Source organism: Nostoc sp. NMS4 (genome assembly GCF_017115095.1).
GTDB lineage: Bacteria > Cyanobacteriota > Cyanobacteriia > Cyanobacteriales > Nostocaceae > Nostoc.
In genome coordinates, this window is record NZ_JABXKI010000118.1 from 1 (window position 1) to 18853 (window position 18853).

Genomic DNA, 18853 nt, shown 5'->3' on the forward strand with positions numbered 1-18853 from the left:
TCCTTTCCCTGACTCCTTTACAGAAACATTAAGAAAGATGTGACTAATGGATAGCCTTTACAGCGCTTCCGGCTATTATGCAATACAGTTTTTATCCTTGCCCCCTCCTAGCATAGCTTTCAGTTTTGAGGATGTACCTCATAGCTGCCGGAAGTGCTGTATAAGGGAGGATTAAGGGGGGTAAGGGTGTACTTCATTTGGATGCAAAATGCTGTAAAGGAAAAATTATATGAACTTTTAATAAAACTTGAGTTTGAAAATACGTCTATATTTCAGGAATGTATACTAATCTGACTACATTAAGTAAATACTGAGAATATAAACATTGGGGATTCTTACAAGTTAAAGTAGAGTTTTCTAGTTACTAATGGCGACACTCGCACCCCCTATTTTTCTGAAAATATATGAAATTTAGAACCCTAAAATATCCTTTCGTACTCATGCTAGTCAGCTTCAGTTTTTTGCAAACAGCTAATGCTCAAACTCCTGTAGCTGAAATCTCCAAGTTATCTCAAGAAGTTTCTGTGCTTCGGAAACAAGGCCCAAAAGGGTTACAAATATTTCTTAAATCTCATGCTAATATACTCGATAACGATTCTTCAGGAGCAGTTCTACCTTCCCCTGCACTTCGGTTAGCTTTAGACGAACTTTGTCAACAACGGGACTGTTACGCCTCTCGTCTGTACTGGTACACTGATATAGAACAGGCCAAAGCTGCTGCTAGAATTAGTGGTAAACCCATTCTATCTCTGCGGTTGCTGGGTAGACTGGATCAGGATTTGAGTTGTGCTAATAGTAGGTTTTTCAGAGTTGCGCTCTATCCGAATGTTGAAATTTCTAAACTGCTTCAAGACCGCTTCATTTTGCATTGGCAGTCAGTGCGCCCTGTACCCAAAGTAACTATTGATTTTGGCGACGGGCGCAAATTGGAGCGAACAATTACAGGTAATAGCATTCATTATGTATTGGATGCATCAGGTCGTCCAATCGATGCAATTCCAGGGTTATATAGTCCCAAGGCATTTTTGCGTCAGCTACAGCAGGCCGAATTAGCAGTAAAAAATTACAGTAAACTTACACCAAGCGATCGCGAGTCTTATTTAAGAAAATACCACAGCGATCGCCTAAATTCTATCCAAGCCCAATGGGTTGCAGATTTATCCCGCCTGGGTATCCAGTCTCCCCCGAAGTTGCTGGAAATTCCGAGCAATCCCAATCAACCACCGACAGCAGAAATAGCAAGCTCTCTAGCAGTTTCTAAAATGAGAGTTGAAACACCAATGCTGAGTGCCATCCAGTCTAATGCTGAACGGAATCAAAATGCCTTATCTGAAATTACTGACCAGAAAGTTTGGAACAAAATCGCTCAACTCTATGCCGCCGATGTCAAGCTAGATCGAAACAGTATCTCTCTAATTAGAGCTAAAAAGTCTCAGTCTGCCAAGACTCAAGAAGATAATTTGCCGATAATAGTGAAAAAATTTGAAAACACAATGGCTTTAGATACAGTCAGAAATGAATATATGCTGCACAGCCAAATTCATCAATGGTTTATGCAGGGTAAGCAAACAAGGAGTGTGGAAGCGCTCAATGAACAAGTATACGCCCAACTATTTTTAACTCCTAGTTCCGATCCTTGGTTGGGGCTTTTCCCCAGCGACAGCTACAGCGCCATTGATAATGATGGCATTCGGTGAACTACTCCGCCGTAAGACGGACGGAGCTTCCCAATTTATCGGGAATAGCCTCCAGGACTTCGTAGTACTTAGAAAGTCTGACATTCCCTCCAAGGGCAGGAGTCCTGGTTCCCAAGACCCAAATCTTTCTCTTGCGACACTTACCTATACAGCTTGGTTTTCGCTTACGGCATTGGTGGTCAAGACAGTAGCTATCTTACCAGAAAATACTAGGGATTCGTCATACATCTGGAATTTGTTTTTACTTGAGTTTTAAATCAATTCCAGATGCAATCCTCACCCCCCGCTCACAATCCCCACCTTATGAGTACATTGAAGGTGGGGACTTCCGCGACACCTTAAGGGACTTCCAAGAAATAAATTATCCATCTTGTGGGGTGGGCGACACGAGCGCCATAAGATGCCATTGGTGTCAACTTGAGTTAGAAATGGCTTATCTGTTGCTTTCCTCACCCGACTTGGAATGAATTCCAAGTCTAATAGCAAAAGTCATCTGAAGATGACTAAATATTTTTGGAGATATTTAGTCATCTTCAGATGACTTTTGCTATGAGCAAGGAACTAAAGTTCCTTGCGGGACATGGATTCTACCTTAAGTTGACACCAATGGCTTTTCGGCCCATCCCACAAGAAAATTTGGGATGTTTTTTTGTTTGGAAGTCCCTAATAGGCTGAAATAAGTAAAAAGGAGTGACGAGATTTTCTAGTATTGACACCTCACTCATCACTCCTTATAACTTGCGCGTTGATTAGCTGTTACGCATTGTTAAATTACACCAGCTTACGACTTCATTTATCCTCTAACTAAAGAGGCGGATAATTATTAAGTTAATACGTGCTTTTCTATACAAATATTTTTAACTTATAGCAATCCTATTTGATTTTTTGAATTTTGAATTCCGCCTTGCGGTACTAGAGCATTTATAATTTGCTGTCCGGCAATACTTGGGATGAAAACATTGCCCACAACGATTCATAGTAAGGGAGAAAATAAGCAGCTTGTTGCGGTTCTAGACGAGAGCGGATCTCATTGCCTAGTAAGTGAATCAATTGCCGTACCAATTCCCAGCGTACCTTTAATCGGGGATAAAGCATGATACACAGGGGAAATAGTTCTTGTTGTACGGAGCTAATATTGTTCTCCAAAACACAGACCCACAGATACACCTGGAACATCTCTATATCACGAACACTCGAAATTTGAACATTAGTGTTACTTAAACGACCTGTATGGCATTGATAATTGGGATACATCTGCGTCACCCGTTCTGCAATCTTGGTCGCAATCTCGCTGCACAATGGCAAAATTTTCTGGACAGCTTGTAATGCTGGCGCGTCGTAAGCATATTCGGCTGCTGCTTGGTAAGCACGCTGAAGCGGCATATAAAGATGGTCATCAATCACCTTGAAGTAAGCACTCAGCGATGATTGCTGCGCTGGCGGTGTCAAGTTGAGTAGTATTTGTCCACTGTAATGAAACTGCATACTAATAAACCCGATCACTCTAGGATCTTCTGCTGTATAGTTCTGCCGAATTTTTCCCAAATTCCTGGCAATCTGAGTAGAAAACTTCGCTGGGGAAATCTGTTCGGCATAGGCTGAGAGAGCAGTTTGATAAATCTGGTGGGTATCCTTTGCGACTGCCCACGGATCGATTAATTCCGGGTCAATTTGATGCCGAATCACCTCTTCAGACAAAAGCGCTTCTGTTCTTCCCCACGCTTGAAGACTCGTGGTTCGGAGTGCTTGCATTAACGTTTTTGCAACCTCACTTGCGATTTCACTGTGCTTGAGAACTTCGATGCGATCGTCTTGTTCAGCTAGATTTCGCAAATATTTCTTCGCCCATGCTTCTGAAAATGGTTGATTTGCTACTATCTCAAGCTTTCTTACTGGTTCTGGTAACAATGAAAGGCTTTGTGGCATTCTCAGCACCTAATTGCTAATTTTAATAAATGAAACATTTCGTAACACTTAAAGCATAGAGAAATTAATCTTGCTAGCAAAACCGTAAAATTACGTAATTCATCATTTCTTTAAACTAAATCGCAGATTTTTTACACTTTTTGCAAGAAAGCGATCGCTACACGATTACAATTACTTTTTGGCGACAATCTGATTTTTTCCCGAACGTTTATTTTGTGGCAGTGAAAATTCCTATAAAAATGTCAAATATTAATTTTTATAAGATAAAAATGCCATCTCAGAGAAATTACTTAATTTGTTGTAGTTTTAAAAGTGATTTTGTTTTAGGTAAAAAAACCATGTTCAACAAAATTTTAGCAACCAGTGTCGCAACAGTTGGATTGATGATGACTGTTTCAATTTCTATAGCTCAAGCGAATACTAAGGCAATGACCTGGAAAGTTTTAGGAAAACCTTTAGTACTTAACTCCAAAACCTATGTTTTGTTCGGTTCGGATAATGGTCAACTTGGCGGTACTAATCCTTATGAAGGCGACACTAGTATCAACGAATATCGCTCACTGCTCTGCATTAAAAAGACAAATGCTCCAGTACCAGTAGGTCTGCCTCTGTCTACCATATCTCCTGGCGGTGCGACTTACGCCTCTTGGTCTGGTGGTACAGTGTTAGTGATTCCCAATATCCAAGGAAAACAATTAACGTCTGAAGCAGTTGCAGACAATATATGCAACCAGGTAGGACAAATTGTTCGTGGTATCTCTGGATATCGGATGGCAGAATTCCATGATGGTACTGGGTATTTCGCTGGATGGAGTTTCTGGGCAGAAGCCTATGGCTATAAAAACGGTTTGGCAGAGTGTAACCGCTATTGGGTTAAGATTAATGACCAACCTGCAAATCCTTGGCCTTAAGCAGGTAGTAGAAAACGCAGGGGGCAGAGGGAGATGAGGGAGCAATCAATTCAAAATGACGCTCGATGACTCGCTAACGCTGCGCTAACAAAATTCAAAATTCAAGAACTCCTGCCTCCTTCCTTCTCTTTCCCAATGCCCAATGCCCAATGCCCAATAGTTACAATCGATTAGTATCTTTTGTGACTAACTTCCAACCTTCAGCTTGGTCAATTAACTTCATTGAATCTAGTTCAAGATTGTTGAAAGCAGATGCATGAAGTAAGAAGTAGGGTTGGCCGTTGTAGTGCCAATAATATTCCAGTTCACCAACAGAAGCGGGAATGATGGTGCGATCGCTATAATAATCCAACGAGGGACGATGGTAAGGAAAAGATGTGTAAATCTTCCTCGTGGCTGGATTTGCCCGTACAATCATGGCGGCGACTGGTTTAACTGGATAGGCTTCAGATAATTCCCAAACCCAGTAGTTAGATTTCATTAACAACAACAGCGAAATATAACTTCCCCAAAACAAAATCTTCAGAAATTGTCCGTCGCCTCGTTCTGCCAAAATAGCTGCTAAGGTCATAGTTAAAGCTACGGCGGCAAAAATCAGTTGTAAGTCTGTTTTTGGTGTTGTACCCGAACTGAAATAAATGCTACCAGCAGAAGCAGCCACAGCAAGTATTGCCAAACCGGCCACCCAAGCACGGGGATAAGATGAGAGTAAAGGCGAATTTTCTGTTTCTGATAATTGGATACCAAAAGCTAAAGCTAAACTAGGGTAAATCGGGAATAGATACCAGGGAACTTTGGTAATCATAAAGGAAATTACCAATAGATAAACACCACTCCATGCCATTACTAGTTTTGCCCAGCTAAGGTTGCGATTTTCCCAAGTTAAGCGGACAGTTTGTGGTAAGAATAATAACCACGGCCATGTGTATTTGAAAAGCTCAATCACATAGTACCAAGGTGGTTCAGGATTCCCTTCTAAGACTGAGCTAATTCGGCCTGGTGATGGGTTTGCAAAGCCAATTTGAGCGACAGTATAACCATAGTGGATTAGTTGGGCACTATACCAAGCAGCGACAGGTAGAATGCCAATTAAGATTGCAATCCAAAGATAGTAACAAGTGAGCAGTCGTGGCGTATCCCAAAATAGAAATACAAGTGCGATCGCACCGAGTAATACACCTAGTAGTCCTTGAGTTAAACAAATAAACCCAAAGCTAACGCCAACACCAAGACAATAACGTAAATCTCGGCGCGATCGCAACACGCATAACATCATCACCATCAAAAAACTTACCATCGCCCCATCTAACATTGCTAACCGCCCATGACGTACCACAGGTAGCATTGTTAGGTAAATCAAGGCGCTATAAATCGCTGCCCAACGTTGGCGAAATATCTCACGAGCAATGCAATACAGTAAAGGTACAGATGTCGCTGTTAAAATTGCTCCAGGGAGGCGGGTTGTCAACTCATTTTCGCCTCCTAGAGAATAAGCCCAAGCTATTAGCAAATGCATCAAAGGCGGCTTGTCATGATATGGTTCGCCTCCTAACGTTGGGTAAAGCCAAGGCATTGAACCTGCTGGGGCGTGCCAAATTTCACGAGCAACCTGTGCCACAGTTCCTTCGTCCCAATCTCGCAGGGGCAATCCTCCCAGGTTGATGCTAAACAGTAATACTGCTGCCAACAGCAATACTATTAGCCATACCCAATCAACCCATTTGCTAACCGTGCGATGCTGTTTTTCCAGATGACTCCAAATAAAGCTTCCTTCTTGCATATTCTCTGGTAATCATTTTACTTGCTGGTTTGATTACATAGAGACATCTAGCGAATCTCCAATGTTGCCACCCAGTAACAACGTATGTTCTTAACAATTGCTAGTTTCCAAGATTAACTCAATTTTTTATAATTAGCGCTATTTTTTGAAAAATTTATATTGGTTACTTAAATAACATTTCACAATACAAATGATAAAAATAATACAAGCACTTGATTATTTATTACCTGTTTATTAGTCAGTAAATGAACTTATATTTTATTTTTAAGGCGATGCTAAATTTACTTTTTGCTACTTAGTTTTATTTGTCTAAATTCAGCAATTCAGTAACGAATTACTACATAGTTTAAATAGCATGGTGAACATTTATTAGGATGACAGCTAGTGGTCTATCAAACCCATTTTGAATAAACCTCGTTTCCAGCCTCTGGCTGGAAATGCTGATCCTTGCGGCTCTGCCGCAAGTCAAGAGGCGGAGCCTCTTAAAGGCATTCCCAGTCGGAGACTGGGAACGAGGCAATCTCTAAAAGCTAGTTATAGGCATAAATATATTAAACTTTGTACTGAGGACTTTAGTTCTGATAATCTTTGATCTGAGCGATAAATCGCTCACTACAAACTAAGAGTTTATTTTATATTTAATGCAGCACTTACAATCGCATTTCTATGTAATCAAAAAATGAAAATAATTTGGAGTTTTAATTCTTGATTCTGATAAACAATCTCAATTTGTCTGATAAATTCTCGAAAGTAAAATCGTCGCTCTGTTTCTGACAAATCTAACCAAAATTGTGGTATAGAAACAGCTTGAGCAACAGAACGTAAGTTAACTGGAGGGAGAATCGCCAACTTTGCTTCAAGTGTAGAAATTTCTGTGCGGAGTTTGTAAGCCCTTAACTTTGCTGTTTCGTCATCTAAAATTCCAGTTTCAATTAAAGCGGGTAACTGAGCGAGTATTTCTTGCTGACGTGCGATCGCTTGCCCTAAACTATTTTTGATTGCATCCAACTGGGGAAAATTTACCCCTGCGACAGCTAAGGGTAAATCACGACAAACCGCTTCAATGGTATGTTCCAACACCTCTTGGTAAGGAATAGCCTGACATTTGGGGCGTTGGGGACAGCTAGTAGAACGTAAATAAAGATACTCTTTATCTTGGTTGCGTTGGGTAACACGGGTAACTGTCAGATGTGACTGACACTCAGCACAAACAACCAACCCCGCGAGAGAACGCGGTGCGCTAGCAGTTCGGGATGGTAAGCGGCTGTTACGGCGTAAAAGTCGGTCAACTTGGGCTGCTTCTTCCTTAGAAATTATGGGAATATGGGTATTAGAGATAATTTCACCATTATGGTAGGCTGTATTGCCGCGATAGACTGGATTCGTCAGCCAGCGTCTTCCTGTGGTAACGGAGATTTTCTTGCCGTATTTTTTTGCCAAGTAACGCACTGAACCCCGCAGGGAACCATAGAGTAAAAAGTGTTCAAAAAAATCTTTAACTACTGGTGAAGTACTGCGATCAATGGTATATTTTCCCTTACCTCTGCGATAGCCGTAGGGAACTTTGCCCGGTGGCGGTGCAACCTCAAGACGATTACGGGCGTGTCCTTGGCGGATGCGGCGGCTACGTTGCTGACGTTGAATTGCGTGTAGCAAATTCAGCAAGTCAGCACCCAGAGGGTAATTTTCGGAAGTGTAGGGCTGTTCAGTGGCGATTATTGCGATTCCCATGACTTCGAGTTGATTGAGGCGATCGCTAATTTCCTCTACAGTATCTCCCAATTCTTCTAACCGACGAATCAGGAGATAATCTGCTGGTTCAGTTTGGCAATCGCTAAATAATTGTTGTAATTGCGATCGTCCAGAAGAGTCTGGCTTGCCCAAATCTTCATAAACCCGATCCACCTCCCATCCCCAATCGCCGCGATCGGGAGAAGATTCTAATAGTGGATCGGTGTAAGAGTAGGCAATTATTTTCAAAGGTTTAGTGCAGTCTCTTGAAGAAGAATTCAGGAGTCAGAATTCAGGAGTCAGAATTCAGGAGTCAGAATTTAGCAGTCAGGTGGTAACAGAGCGTAGTCGAAGTGACCACCTGAATTCTGAATTCTGTTTTGATAAATAAATGGTATCAGTTGTAACTACTCGCTTGACGACAAAACATCAAGTGATACTGTCCGCCTAGTGCCATGAGTTCGTCATGAGTGCCTACTTCGATAATTTGACCATGTTCTAGTACTACTACTCGATCTGCTAGTTTTGCCAAAGCGAGGCGATGGCTGACTACGACGGCTATTCTTCCCTTCGCTAGGTTACGCAAAATATTGTAAATCTCATGTTCTGTTTTCGGATCGAGGTTTGCTGTTGGTTCGTCAAGGATGACTAGTTCGGCTTCCGAGAGTCGCAGCAAAGCACGAGCGATCGCTAATCTTTGCCATTGTCCTCCTGATAGATCAATACCACTTTCTAGCTGTTTGCCTAAGAGAGTTTCCAAACCTCGATCGAGATTTGAAATTACTCTTGCCAAACCAGCCTCAGCGATCGCTTCTGTAATTGCGTCATCATCCTGTATTTTAAGTAAATCCCCAAAGGCAACATTCTCTCGTACTGTAGTCGGAAAACGAGCGTAATCTTGCATCACTACATCAATCCGCGATCGCAAATCTTCTAATGGGAGCGATCGCAAATCCTGCCCATTCCAAATAATCGCACCTTGGCTAGGATCGTAGAGGCGACATAATAGCTTTGCTAATGTGGTCTTGCCAGCACCATTTTCACCCACCAGTACAATCATCTCGTTGGGGTGAATTGTCAAGTTGATGTTTTTTAGAATTGGGCGATTGCTATTGGGATAGGTAAAGGATAGATTTTTGATGTCAATACCTGTTTGCGATCGAACTGATAGATCATTTTGATTGTTAGCAGCCGATTCTCTGATTTCTCCCCATACCTTAGTTACTGACTTTGAGTGCAACTCTGCATGAGAATGGGACAACTGCGGCTCTAACTCCAAAAGCTGGAAAATCGGCGTTGTTGCTAGTGCAATATTATATAACTCTGACCCGCCAGACATCAGATTATCTAAACTTCGACGCACTTCCAAAATTACCCCAGTGTAAAGTGCCAAATCTCCTAATGTATGGGTTCCGCCTAGCACTCCCTGGATTACATATATGTATGGCAACGCCAAGCCGAACCCACTCAATAAAGACCAACCAATAACCGCTGTTGTCCCCCGACGGCGGATTTGTTCCATTGCTCTAAAAATGGTACGGTAAAGTCCGTGCCAGCGTTCTAGTAGTAAGGGTTGCAAGCTAAACAAGCGTATTTCTTTGGCGTATGTTTCCCCGGTTAAAACCGTTTTATATAAATTCATTTCCCGAAAAACACTCGCTTGAGTTCTTTCTACTCCCCAAGCTTGCTTACGGTATTTCATCTGCACATACATCACCGGGGTAACGCAGCTAAACAAAATTAGTGGTACCCACCAAGCAAGGGACACCGAAAGCAGTATGGCTGGAATGAAGATAAAAATTCCTTCTAACATCGTCACCAGCCTGAGACAAAGCTCTGGAAGTCGTTGCACTCCCTTTTCGGTCAACTGCACCAAATTGAGCAAATCGGGTGTTTCAAACAGAGCAATATCTTCAAAAGTGGCAACCTTTTCAATTACTTGTCCTTGGACAAAGCCGAAAATGCGATCGCGCAGAGAAGTATACACAAAGGCATTGATATTAGCGATCGCATCACTCACCAAATTTACTAACAGTGAACCTGCAATACTGTATAGTAGCAGAGATTGCGAAAGTATCAGGGTGACGGCATTCTGCGTTGTCCCCGTACTCAATAAGCGGGTAATTTCATCAATAATCGTTTTGTTGAGCCAAATAGCGATCGCTGGCCCTGCACCACCCATTAACGTCAGTATTGTCACATAGCGTAGCTCCTTTGGAACTACCTGTATCACTGTTGCTACACTCCGGCGAAATGCTTGGAATGGCGAAATCTCGATTATTTGCATATATTATAAAGTAGCAAATAATAGCAAAATTCTCAGATAGACGTTGTGATCTCAATTCCAAATAGCCACAAGTTATACCATTTCTTTGTGACGCTGCGCCAAATTTTCTTTCTTTCTTTGTGTCCTTCTCTGACGAGACGCTGCGCGAATGCGCCCTTTGCGGTTCGTTCCTCATATAGTTTGGCGCATCTTCATACAGAATTGGTATTAGGGACTTCCAAATAAAAAACTGGCCAAAAAACTCTCTCCTCCTCATTCCTCTGTGTTCTCTGCGTCTCTGTGGTTCGTTCTTCTCCCCTTTCTTCCCATCGGTATACACATCGGTGTCCCTGAAACCGGATCTGGGATAACCCAACATTCCAACCCAAACACCTCCCTTACCATCTTTTCAGTCATCACTAAATTAGGTTCGCCAACAGCAAAAATTTGGCCTTCTTTTACCGCCACTAAATAATCAGCATAACGACAGGCGTGATTCAAATCATGTAATACCATCACAATCGTCCGTCGCTGATTTTGGTTCAAATCATACAATAAATCTAAAACTTCTATTTGGTGCGCCAAATCTAAAAAAGTAGTCGGTTCATCTAACAATAAAATATCCGTATCTTGAGCCAACGCCATTGCAATCCAAGCACGTTGTCGCTGTCCACCAGAAAGAGTATCTAACTCGCGTTCCCCTAAGTCTTTAATCCCAGTAATTTCTAACGCTAGCTCCACCAATCTTTCATCTTCTTTTGTCCACTGCTGCAACCAATTTTGATAAGGAAATCTCCCACAAGCTACCAAATCTCTAACAGTTAATCCTTCTGGTGCAACAGGTCCTTGAGTAAGAATTCCTAACTTCTTGGCAACATCTTTTGTTGATAGCTGAAATATATCTGTTGTATCTAAATAAATTGTGCCAACACGAGGTTTTAATAACCTTGCTAAACCTCGTAATAAAGTAGATTTTCCACAGCCATTTGCGCCAACTAAAGCAGTTATTTTACCTGATGGTATATCTAAATCTAAATTTTTAATAATAGTTACATTATTGTAGCCTAAAGTTAAGTTATTTGCTGATATTTGGTAACGTAGATGATTGCTAGATAATAAAGTTGACATAATTAAATTTAGGGTAATATTTTGATAACTCAGGAACGATACAACTTAATATTTTGCAACATATGACTACACCCAGCAACATTTTTTAATTAATAGTAAATCTGTTGAATTAAATCTTATACCATTTCTTTGTGAGGCTACGCTAAACCTTTCTTTCTTTGTGTACTTTGCGTACTTTGCGGTTCGTTTTCCTTTCTCATACTTAAATATGGTTTAGCGCATCTTCATACAGAATTAGGTCTTACTATTTCGATTGTGAATTAATAAATAAATAAAATATGGCGCACCAATCACAGCAGTAACAATTCCGCAGGGAATTTCGATAGGAGCAAAAATAATTCTGCCAATAAAATCAGATAAAACTACAATCATTGCTCCTGTCATTCCTGCCACTGGAATCAAGCCTTGATGATTTCCACCTACTAACTGACGGGCAATATGGGGAGCAATTAATCCCACAAATCCAATTGTTCCCGCAATTGCTACGGCTGCACCCGAAAGTGCCGCACTAATTAATAATAATAAACTGCGCTGCCATTCAACTTTACTACCTAAACCTTTGGCAATATCATCTCCTAAATTTAAAGCATTTAATTCTGGTGCTTTAATTAAAGCCAAAGGCACAAATATAACTATCCAAGGTAAAAAAGCAAAAACCTGTTCCCAAGTTCTACCGTAAACGCTACCGGCTAACCAAACTAAAGCCTGACTGACATCATAAATTTGACCAAATGTCACTATCAAACTAGTAAAAGCACTAGCGACAGCCGAAATTCCCACACCAATTAAAATTAAGCGAACAGGATGAAGTCCTCGATCCCACGCTAAAAAGTAAATTAATAAAGATGCAACTAACGCACCCCCAAAAGCTGATAAAGGTAAAAATTCTGTGGGAAAATTTGGGAATAATACAATTACACTTACAGCTGCAAGACTTGCACCTGAATTAATCCCAATAATTCCGGGATCGGCTAAAGAATTTCGAGTTAAACTTTGCATGATTGTGCCAGAAACTGCTAAAGCTATTCCTACCAAACAAGCAGTTAAGATTCTGGGTAAACGTAGAGTATTAATTATAAAAGCATAATCGGGATTTCCTGTATCGATTCCTAATATAGTTTGAACTACCACTAGTGGTGATGTTGGGTATTCTCCCACAGAAGTGTTAATTACTATTACTACTAATGTAATAATTGTCAAGATAAATAAAATACTGGGAACTTTGTTTTGAATCCGAAAGGAAAATCCTAGTTTTGCAGAACGAAAAATAAGTGAATTTTTCTTCATTTTTTTACTTGATATTTGGCTAAGTAAACGAAGAAGGGCGCACCAACTAAAGCTGTCATAATTCCCACGGGTATTTCTTGCGGTCGAATTAATAATCGCGCCAAAATATCGGAGACTAACAGTAATATTCCGCCAAAAATTGCACTATAAGGTAATATCCAACGGTAATCTACCCCAACTACAAACCTAACTATATGGGGAATAACTAAACCAATAAACCCAATTGAACCCGCAGCAGCAACGGAACTACCTTCTAAGAGTAAAACACTGACGGCGGCGGCAATTTTTATCCATAAAGTTTGTTGACCTAAACCTTTGGCAATATCTTCTCCCAGGCTTAAAATAGTGATTTGTCTTGCTAAACCAAATGCCAAAATCATCCCAATACAAATGTAAGGTAAGATTTGAAAAATAATCCCTTCATCCATACCCGCCAAAGAACCAGCCAACCAAAAGCGAATTTTTTCCAAAGTTGTTTGACTGACTATTAAAATTCCCGTTGTTAATGAAGAGAGTAAGCTACTAATAGCCGCACCCGCAATTGTCAGATTTAAGGGAGTTATACCGCTACGTCCCAGAGAAGCAAAAATATAGACACTAACAACGGTAACACCAGCACCAATAAACGCACACCAAATATAAACGCTTGGTGCAGATGTGCCAAATAAAAAAATACTAATGACTACACCAAAAGCTGCACCTGCATTCACTCCCAAAATACCAGGATCGGCTAACGGATTGCGAGTCACACCCTGCATAATTGCGCCAGCAGTAGACATTGCTGCACCAATTAATATTGCCAAAAGCGATCGCGGTAAGCGAACAGTTTGAATAATTAAATGTTCTCTCTTACCGTCAAATTGAATAAACGCCGTGAGTATCCGATCCAGGGGAATGTCTGCTGCGCCAAATGAGACGCTGAAAATTAGACAAATCAGCAGAATTAGCAATCCCACAATTAAACCCCCAACGGGAAATGTTAGGGATGATAAAAATCCTCTGGCTGATGAGGGAACGGATCTACTCATTGTTCATATTACTGGCTTCAAGCAGTGTAATTGTTGTTTGTTTTCTGACAACGCTGGTAAAGGTAGACTAATAAGTGCGATCGCCAAGAAATAAATTATCCAATATTGTGGGGTGGGCATCTTGCCCGCCTATGGACTGGGCGGGCAAGATGCCCACCCCACAAGAATTAATTGGATATTTTTTTATTTGGAAGTTCTTAAGTGCGATCTTTACAGACAAGCAATTGATTCATAACTCATAGCTGTGAAAAAGTTTTGTGTTCCTCCAAGTGTGCTAATACTTCTGCACGAGTTCGCCAAACAGGACGCAATTGCTTCTGAGAAAATAGTGGTAATTGGTCGGTAATGTGAGGCGAACCGGGTTGAGTCGCGTTACCGTAGCTGATGAGAGCCATTGCCTTTACTGGTTGCGAAAACTCAACGGCTGCAACATAGCTATCACCCAATACGGCTTGAAAGCGTTCATCCTTAGCTGGAGCAAAATGGAGGACGCGGAATATTCCTAGATCCCCAGCGCCACCATTGGCAGGTAAATCTAAGTTTCCGCGACGCACTCGGAAGACTTCACCCCAAGCAACATCTAGCTTTGCATAAGCTTTTTCAACTTTAGCTGCTGCTATTTCTAGCGCCTTCGCCGCACTTTTTGGGTCTTTTAAACCATCGGGTGTGGTGCGCGGCGAGTTCTCACTCCAAGGAATCCTAAAAGTTTGATTTTCATCCATTTCTTGCCACCAAAAAGAAAACAACACCGCGCCTCGACTATCAGCATTAGAATTGCGATCCCAAGCAGCCAAAATATCAGCAGCACGACCGGTCAATTCATCGCCATAAGTTTGAGCCGCAGAAATTAGGTCATCGAGGATGCGTTCTGCAAGTTCCATTTTGGTGGAATGTTTGTACTCAATCATTTTCTCAAAAGAAATTTTTGGATCTTCAGCCAGCATTTTTGCAGAACTTTGTGCCCGGAAAGACATTTCTCCTCGTGGAGCCATATAAGCAGGGTAATCATCTGCTTTGATAACAGTTGGAAAAGTCGTTGTCCAAGGTGGATCGTTGGCATTTTGCAACCAACCGCTAGGTGGGTCAATTACACGCGGTAAATCTTGGTATGGGTGCATTTTTTTCCACAAAGTTTTGGATGTGCCGCCAGGAATTAAGCCTTCCCAGTATTGAAAATCTCCTTGTTGACGAATCGGCACTAAACCGTTGAATAGGTGCATAATGTGTCCGGCTCGGTCTGCATACATGACGGTAAACATCGGTAATTGCAAGCGTTTCAATACCTTTTGAAATTGGGTTAAATTTTGAGAACGCGCCATATCCCACCACTGCTCCAACACACCGGGACGGTCTGTACCGACAACCCGCAGCGCCACAGCAAACCCAGCTTTTTCTTGAACGACTGCACCGTGAACGGAACTTTTAACTAATAATGGTTGTTCGACTAACGAGCCATTTTTTTGCTTGACTTTTAACAAAAACTTTGATGTTGTAAAAGGATGGACTTTGCCATCAAAAAGATAACCATCATCAGCCAATTTCAACTTGTATACATCCCAACCATCATGGGTATTGACGGTATGAGTCCAACCCAAATAATCATTAAAGGCGATCGCTAAAACCGGAATTCCCACCAAAGCTGCTCCCGAAGCATTCATCCCTGGCACAGTAATTTGGGCTTCGTACCAGATAAATAAATCTGACCATAACGTGTGGGGATTTGCCAACAACATCGCTTTACCACTGGCAGAATGTTTAGGTGCGATCGCCCAACCGTTAGAACCAGCTTCCGATTTAGTATGAGTAATATCTGCTACTTGTCCTTGATTAACGACAAAAGTAAAATACAGGACTCTTTGCAAATGCGCCAATACATCCTCTGGCTTCACAGGTAATACTATTTTTACTTGCTCATCAATTAAATCAGGATGTGCTTTGGCATAAGTATTTATCCCATTAGCAAAGGCATTTATGTAACTACGAAAAGCTGGACTTTGTGCCTGATACCAAGAATTAGCACGATTAGGTACTCCCATCGTCAGTACCCATTTATCAGATTCTAAATACTCTTCTCCCCAGTATTCGGCTGCTTTTCCCCTAGCTTGACCGTAGAGGCGCAATAGCAAGTTAGCATGACTTTGCATCTGCGCCCAACCAAACGCCTGGAAAGCACTTGGAGCATCTTTGCCATATATATGTGGTATGCCATAAGTATCCCATAATAGCTCTGTAGTTCTGGGTGTAGTCGCAAAACTGTTATTTGCCAAAACGACAACTAAAATGGCACTGAGGATAAAAGCTAAAAATCTAGATAATTTTCTTTTCAGTATTGGCTGGTCAAATAGCCACAAATACACCCTAATATTTAACATGATGGTTTGATTAAATTAATTTGACTGGAAAAATTTAGTGCTTTTCGTCTATATTTCGTAGCAAACGGACATTAAATCCAAACACACCCACGAACAACATACATAAAGCACATAGAACGTATAACAGTGCCATCCCAGCGCCTTTATTGATGCCAAATATATTGCCAAAAAGCCATGCTAGCTGACCATTTTGTTTCATTCCTGGTTCAAAAACTCGATCGGCCAGAGGCCCAGCAATTAAATAGGCTATAGCTGAGAATATCTGGAAAAGTAGCGATCGCACTGCAAAAACTCGACCTTGTACTTCAGGAGTAACTTTTGTTAGCCAAATGGCATTCTCGGAACTGCCATTTAAGGGGAAATTGAGCGAAGAACAAAATTGAGCGCCAATCCAAACGAAGGCTGTATTTCCCAACCCAAAAATGGTTTTACTCAACCCTGCACCGACCATTCCCCATAAAAAGCCCTTAATTCGATGCTTCGATCCACCCCAGACACTCATGATTAATGCTCCCATCACACCACCGATCCCTGCTGCTGAGGCTAAACTGCCCAACAAAAGAGTGTTATTGCCCGAACGTGCCAAAATCATCGGTGTGTAAATAGCATTACCAACATCATGAAAAAACCAAAATAGCATTGCGGTCATTAACAAAGCTAGTAGGCTCTTGTGTGTTTGGATATAACGCCAACCAAATCCCAATTCCTGCCAAATATTTTCTGGATGTTGACTGTTAAATTCTCTAAATTTTGGTTGTGGGATGTGTACCAAAAGCACGGTACTAATTGCACAAGTAAAAGTCAGAGTGTCAATCAGCGCAATTCCCACCAAACCGACTACATGATATAAGTAGCCAGCAAAAGCTGGTGCAAAAATTATCGCGCCATAAGTTGATAAAAATTCCATACTACTAGCGCGGGAATAATGCTTTTGAGGTAGCATTAAACCTACAGATGCAGAATAGGCCAGCGATTGTAATTGATTAAAAATTCCTGTAATAGCTCCTGTAACATATAAGTGCCAAACTTGCAAATTATGGGTCAGATATAGTAGTGCGATCGCTATTGTTACTCCGACAGCGACGCTATCTCCAACAATCATCAATAATTTCCGATTCCAGCGATCTACAATCACTCCACTAATTGGAGTAATCACAATACTAGGAAGTAGCGTATAGAAACCTATAAGCGTTAATGTTGTTACCTTATCTGTAGATTCCCAGACCCAAATACTCAGGGCAAAGCTGGTCATACTACTACCAATAGCCGAAACCAACTGACCAATCCAGACAATAATAAAATTACGAAAACTACTAAATTTAACTTCTGTTTTCATGAGCAGCGTTCCTGATGATTGACTAATTAATTCAAATACTTAAATAAATCATCAAGTATTGCATTTGCTGATAGAATACTTCCAAAAATCCAGTAACTAGAATCAACAGTATAAACTCGCTGATTTTTAACTACATTCAGAGTTTGCCAAAGACGAGTCTTTTGATATTTTTGGAATAATTCTCTAGCCCCAGGATCTACCGCCACAAATAAAACATCAGCATCAAGTAAGTCTATACGTTCTAAGTTTAGTATTACCAAAGTGTCGTCAGGATTTTTAACTAACCGACGTTGAGCATTTGGCATAGCAATCCCGGCTTCTTTCAAAATACTGACAGGGAATGAAAATTGAGAACGAAACTCAGGTAGTTGTACTCCTCCATGAAACCGTCCGACAGAAACTTCTAGTTTATTTAAGTGATTATCTAAAGCAGTCCGCAATTTTATTAATCGCTGTTCGTATTGATTCAGCAACTTTTCAGCTTGTTCAGCCTTGTTTAATACTTCAGCAATCTGTCGAAAAGATTCTTGCCATCGATCGTGAACATATTTAAATTTGACTGTAGGAGCTATTTGTGAAAATAATCGATAGGTTTCTAAGTTAATATCATATAAGCTAATAATTAAATCTGGATGTAATTTCAATACTTTTTCTAAATTCAACTGATCCTCTTTGCCTATATAAGTTATACCAGCTATTTGACTCTTAAGAAAACTAGCTTTACTAGCTACAAAACTAGCATCAGGTATACCTATTGGTTTCAATCCTAATGCTATCAAAGGTTCTAATGTGATTTGTTCTGCAACAATAATACGCTGCGGATTAAGAGGCACACAACTTTCACCTAATTCATGCTTAATTAAGCGACATTCTGACATTGACAACTGTGATTTAGATTCACCTGTACTTTGATTAAAACCACTGTGGCAAACGCCAAAAAACAATAACGAGATAGCCATCAAAATACATAAATTGCAATAATATACGTATCTTTTTTTCATATCATATAGCAGTCCTAAATCATGAGTAAAAATTACATATCTCTTTTTTCTTGGCGTTCTTCTCTAACGAGACGCTGCGCGTTGGCGGAGCCTCTCGTAGAGAAGGCGGTTCGTTTCCTTATACCATTTCTGCCAAACCCTTTTAACTTCTTTCTTTGTGTCCTTCTCTGACGAGACGCTGCGCGAATGCGTCCTTTGCGGTTCGTTTTTCTTTCTTGTACTTATGGTTTAGCGCATCTTCATACAGAATTGGTATTATCTATATTTTTCACAACTAATTTAGGATTTTTATATAGTTTTCATGCACATCTACTAATAAATTCACTACATAAAATTGGGGAATTGTTTCGACAATCTCACCCTGACAATCGCTTAGATATAGAGTCTTAC

General features: G+C 40.8%; 13 protein-coding genes. 3 read left to right on the forward strand and 10 right to left on the reverse strand.

What is annotated here, in order from left to right; genetic code table 11:
- Nucleotides 1–404 precede the first annotated feature (404 nt).
- Entirely contained in the window at nt 405–1697 is a 1293-nt protein-coding gene (locus tag HWQ37_RS09170; protein ID WP_292746064.1) for a hypothetical protein, read from the forward strand.
- Nucleotides 1681–1953: a hypothetical protein gene (locus HWQ37_RS09175; protein ID WP_292746066.1), complete on the forward strand. Its 273-nt coding sequence runs from the start codon at nt 1681–1683 to the stop codon at nt 1951–1953. The genes HWQ37_RS09170 and HWQ37_RS09175 overlap by 17 nt, the downstream gene beginning before the upstream one ends.
- A gap of 665 nt (nt 1954–2618) precedes the next feature.
- On the opposite strand, the gene HWQ37_RS09180 is transcribed toward HWQ37_RS09175, so the two are convergent.
- A complete protein-coding gene (locus HWQ37_RS09180; RefSeq protein ID WP_292746068.1) occupies nt 2619–3623 on the reverse strand; it encodes a hypothetical protein in 1005 nt (334 codons plus the stop codon).
- 338 nt (nt 3624–3961) lie between these two features.
- Here HWQ37_RS09180 and HWQ37_RS09185 point away from each other — a divergent pair, with 338 nt between their 5' ends.
- Nucleotides 3962–4534, forward strand: coding sequence for a hypothetical protein (locus HWQ37_RS09185; RefSeq protein ID WP_292746070.1), 573 nt, complete (start codon nt 3962–3964; stop codon nt 4532–4534).
- Between the two features lie 160 nt (nt 4535–4694).
- On the opposite strand, the gene HWQ37_RS09190 is transcribed toward HWQ37_RS09185, so the two are convergent.
- The 9 genes from HWQ37_RS09190 to HWQ37_RS09230 all read right to left on the reverse strand — a co-directional run bounded on the left by HWQ37_RS09190 (nt 4695) and on the right by HWQ37_RS09230 (nt 18421).
- Nucleotides 4695–6314: an ArnT family glycosyltransferase gene (locus HWQ37_RS09190; protein ID WP_292746072.1), complete on the reverse strand. Its 1620-nt coding sequence runs from the start codon at nt 6312–6314 to the stop codon at nt 4695–4697.
- A gap of 672 nt (nt 6315–6986) precedes the next feature.
- Nucleotides 6987–8294, reverse strand: coding sequence for a recombinase family protein (locus HWQ37_RS09195; protein ID WP_292746074.1), 1308 nt, complete (start codon nt 8292–8294; stop codon nt 6987–6989).
- Nucleotides 8295–8442: 148 nt separating this feature from the next.
- A complete protein-coding gene (locus tag HWQ37_RS09200; RefSeq protein ID WP_292746076.1) occupies nt 8443–10332 on the reverse strand; it encodes an ABC transporter ATP-binding protein in 1890 nt (629 codons plus the stop codon).
- A 252-nt stretch (nt 10333–10584) separates the two neighbouring features.
- Nucleotides 10585–11439, reverse strand: a complete 855-nt coding sequence (locus HWQ37_RS09205; protein ID WP_292746078.1) for an ABC transporter ATP-binding protein — start codon at nt 11437–11439, stop codon at nt 10585–10587.
- 234 nt (nt 11440–11673) lie between these two features.
- Entirely contained in the window at nt 11674–12726 is a 1053-nt protein-coding gene (locus HWQ37_RS09210) for a FecCD family ABC transporter permease (RefSeq protein ID WP_292746080.1), read from the reverse strand.
- Nucleotides 12723–13754 (reverse strand): FecCD family ABC transporter permease, encoded by a 1032-nt coding sequence (locus tag HWQ37_RS09215; RefSeq protein ID WP_292746082.1) that lies wholly within the window; start codon nt 13752–13754, stop codon nt 12723–12725. The genes HWQ37_RS09210 and HWQ37_RS09215 overlap by 4 nt, the downstream gene beginning before the upstream one ends.
- Before the next feature lie 236 nt (nt 13755–13990).
- Nucleotides 13991–16126, reverse strand: coding sequence for an acylase (locus HWQ37_RS09220; RefSeq protein WP_292746084.1), 2136 nt, complete (start codon nt 16124–16126; stop codon nt 13991–13993).
- A gap of 34 nt (nt 16127–16160) precedes the next feature.
- A complete protein-coding gene (locus HWQ37_RS09225; RefSeq protein WP_292746086.1) occupies nt 16161–17462 on the reverse strand; it encodes an MFS transporter in 1302 nt (433 codons plus the stop codon).
- Nucleotides 17463–17488: 26 nt separating this feature from the next.
- A complete protein-coding gene (locus HWQ37_RS09230) occupies nt 17489–18421 on the reverse strand; it encodes an iron-siderophore ABC transporter substrate-binding protein (protein WP_292746088.1) in 933 nt (310 codons plus the stop codon).
- Nucleotides 18422–18853 lie beyond the last annotated feature (432 nt).

Excerpts from the sequence above, each read along its gene's own strand:
- HWQ37_RS09170 (WP_292746064.1), top strand. The coding sequence starts at position 405 with ATGAAATTTAGAACCCTAAAATATCCTTTCGTACTCATGCTAGTCAGC.
- HWQ37_RS09175 (WP_292746066.1), top strand. The coding sequence starts at position 1,681 with ATGATGGCATTCGGTGAACTACTCCGCCGTAAGACGGACGGAGCTTCC.
- HWQ37_RS09180 (WP_292746068.1), bottom strand. The coding sequence starts at position 3,623 with ATGCCACAAAGCCTTTCATTGTTACCAGAACCAGTAAGAAAGCTTGAG.
- HWQ37_RS09185 (WP_292746070.1), top strand. The coding sequence starts at position 3,962 with ATGTTCAACAAAATTTTAGCAACCAGTGTCGCAACAGTTGGATTGATG.
- HWQ37_RS09190 (WP_292746072.1), bottom strand. The coding sequence starts at position 6,314 with ATGCAAGAAGGAAGCTTTATTTGGAGTCATCTGGAAAAACAGCATCGC.
- HWQ37_RS09200 (WP_292746076.1), bottom strand. The coding sequence starts at position 10,332 with ATGCAAATAATCGAGATTTCGCCATTCCAAGCATTTCGCCGGAGTGTA.
- HWQ37_RS09205 (WP_292746078.1), bottom strand. The coding sequence starts at position 11,439 with ATGTCAACTTTATTATCTAGCAATCATCTACGTTACCAAATATCAGCA.
- HWQ37_RS09210 (WP_292746080.1), bottom strand. The coding sequence starts at position 12,726 with ATGAAGAAAAATTCACTTATTTTTCGTTCTGCAAAACTAGGATTTTCC.
- HWQ37_RS09215 (WP_292746082.1), bottom strand. The coding sequence starts at position 13,754 with ATGAGTAGATCCGTTCCCTCATCAGCCAGAGGATTTTTATCATCCCTA.
- HWQ37_RS09220 (WP_292746084.1), bottom strand. The coding sequence starts at position 16,126 with ATGTTAAATATTAGGGTGTATTTGTGGCTATTTGACCAGCCAATACTG.
- HWQ37_RS09225 (WP_292746086.1), bottom strand. The coding sequence starts at position 17,462 with ATGAAAACAGAAGTTAAATTTAGTAGTTTTCGTAATTTTATTATTGTC.
- HWQ37_RS09230 (WP_292746088.1), bottom strand. The coding sequence starts at position 18,421 with ATGGCTATCTCGTTATTGTTTTTTGGCGTTTGCCACAGTGGTTTTAAT.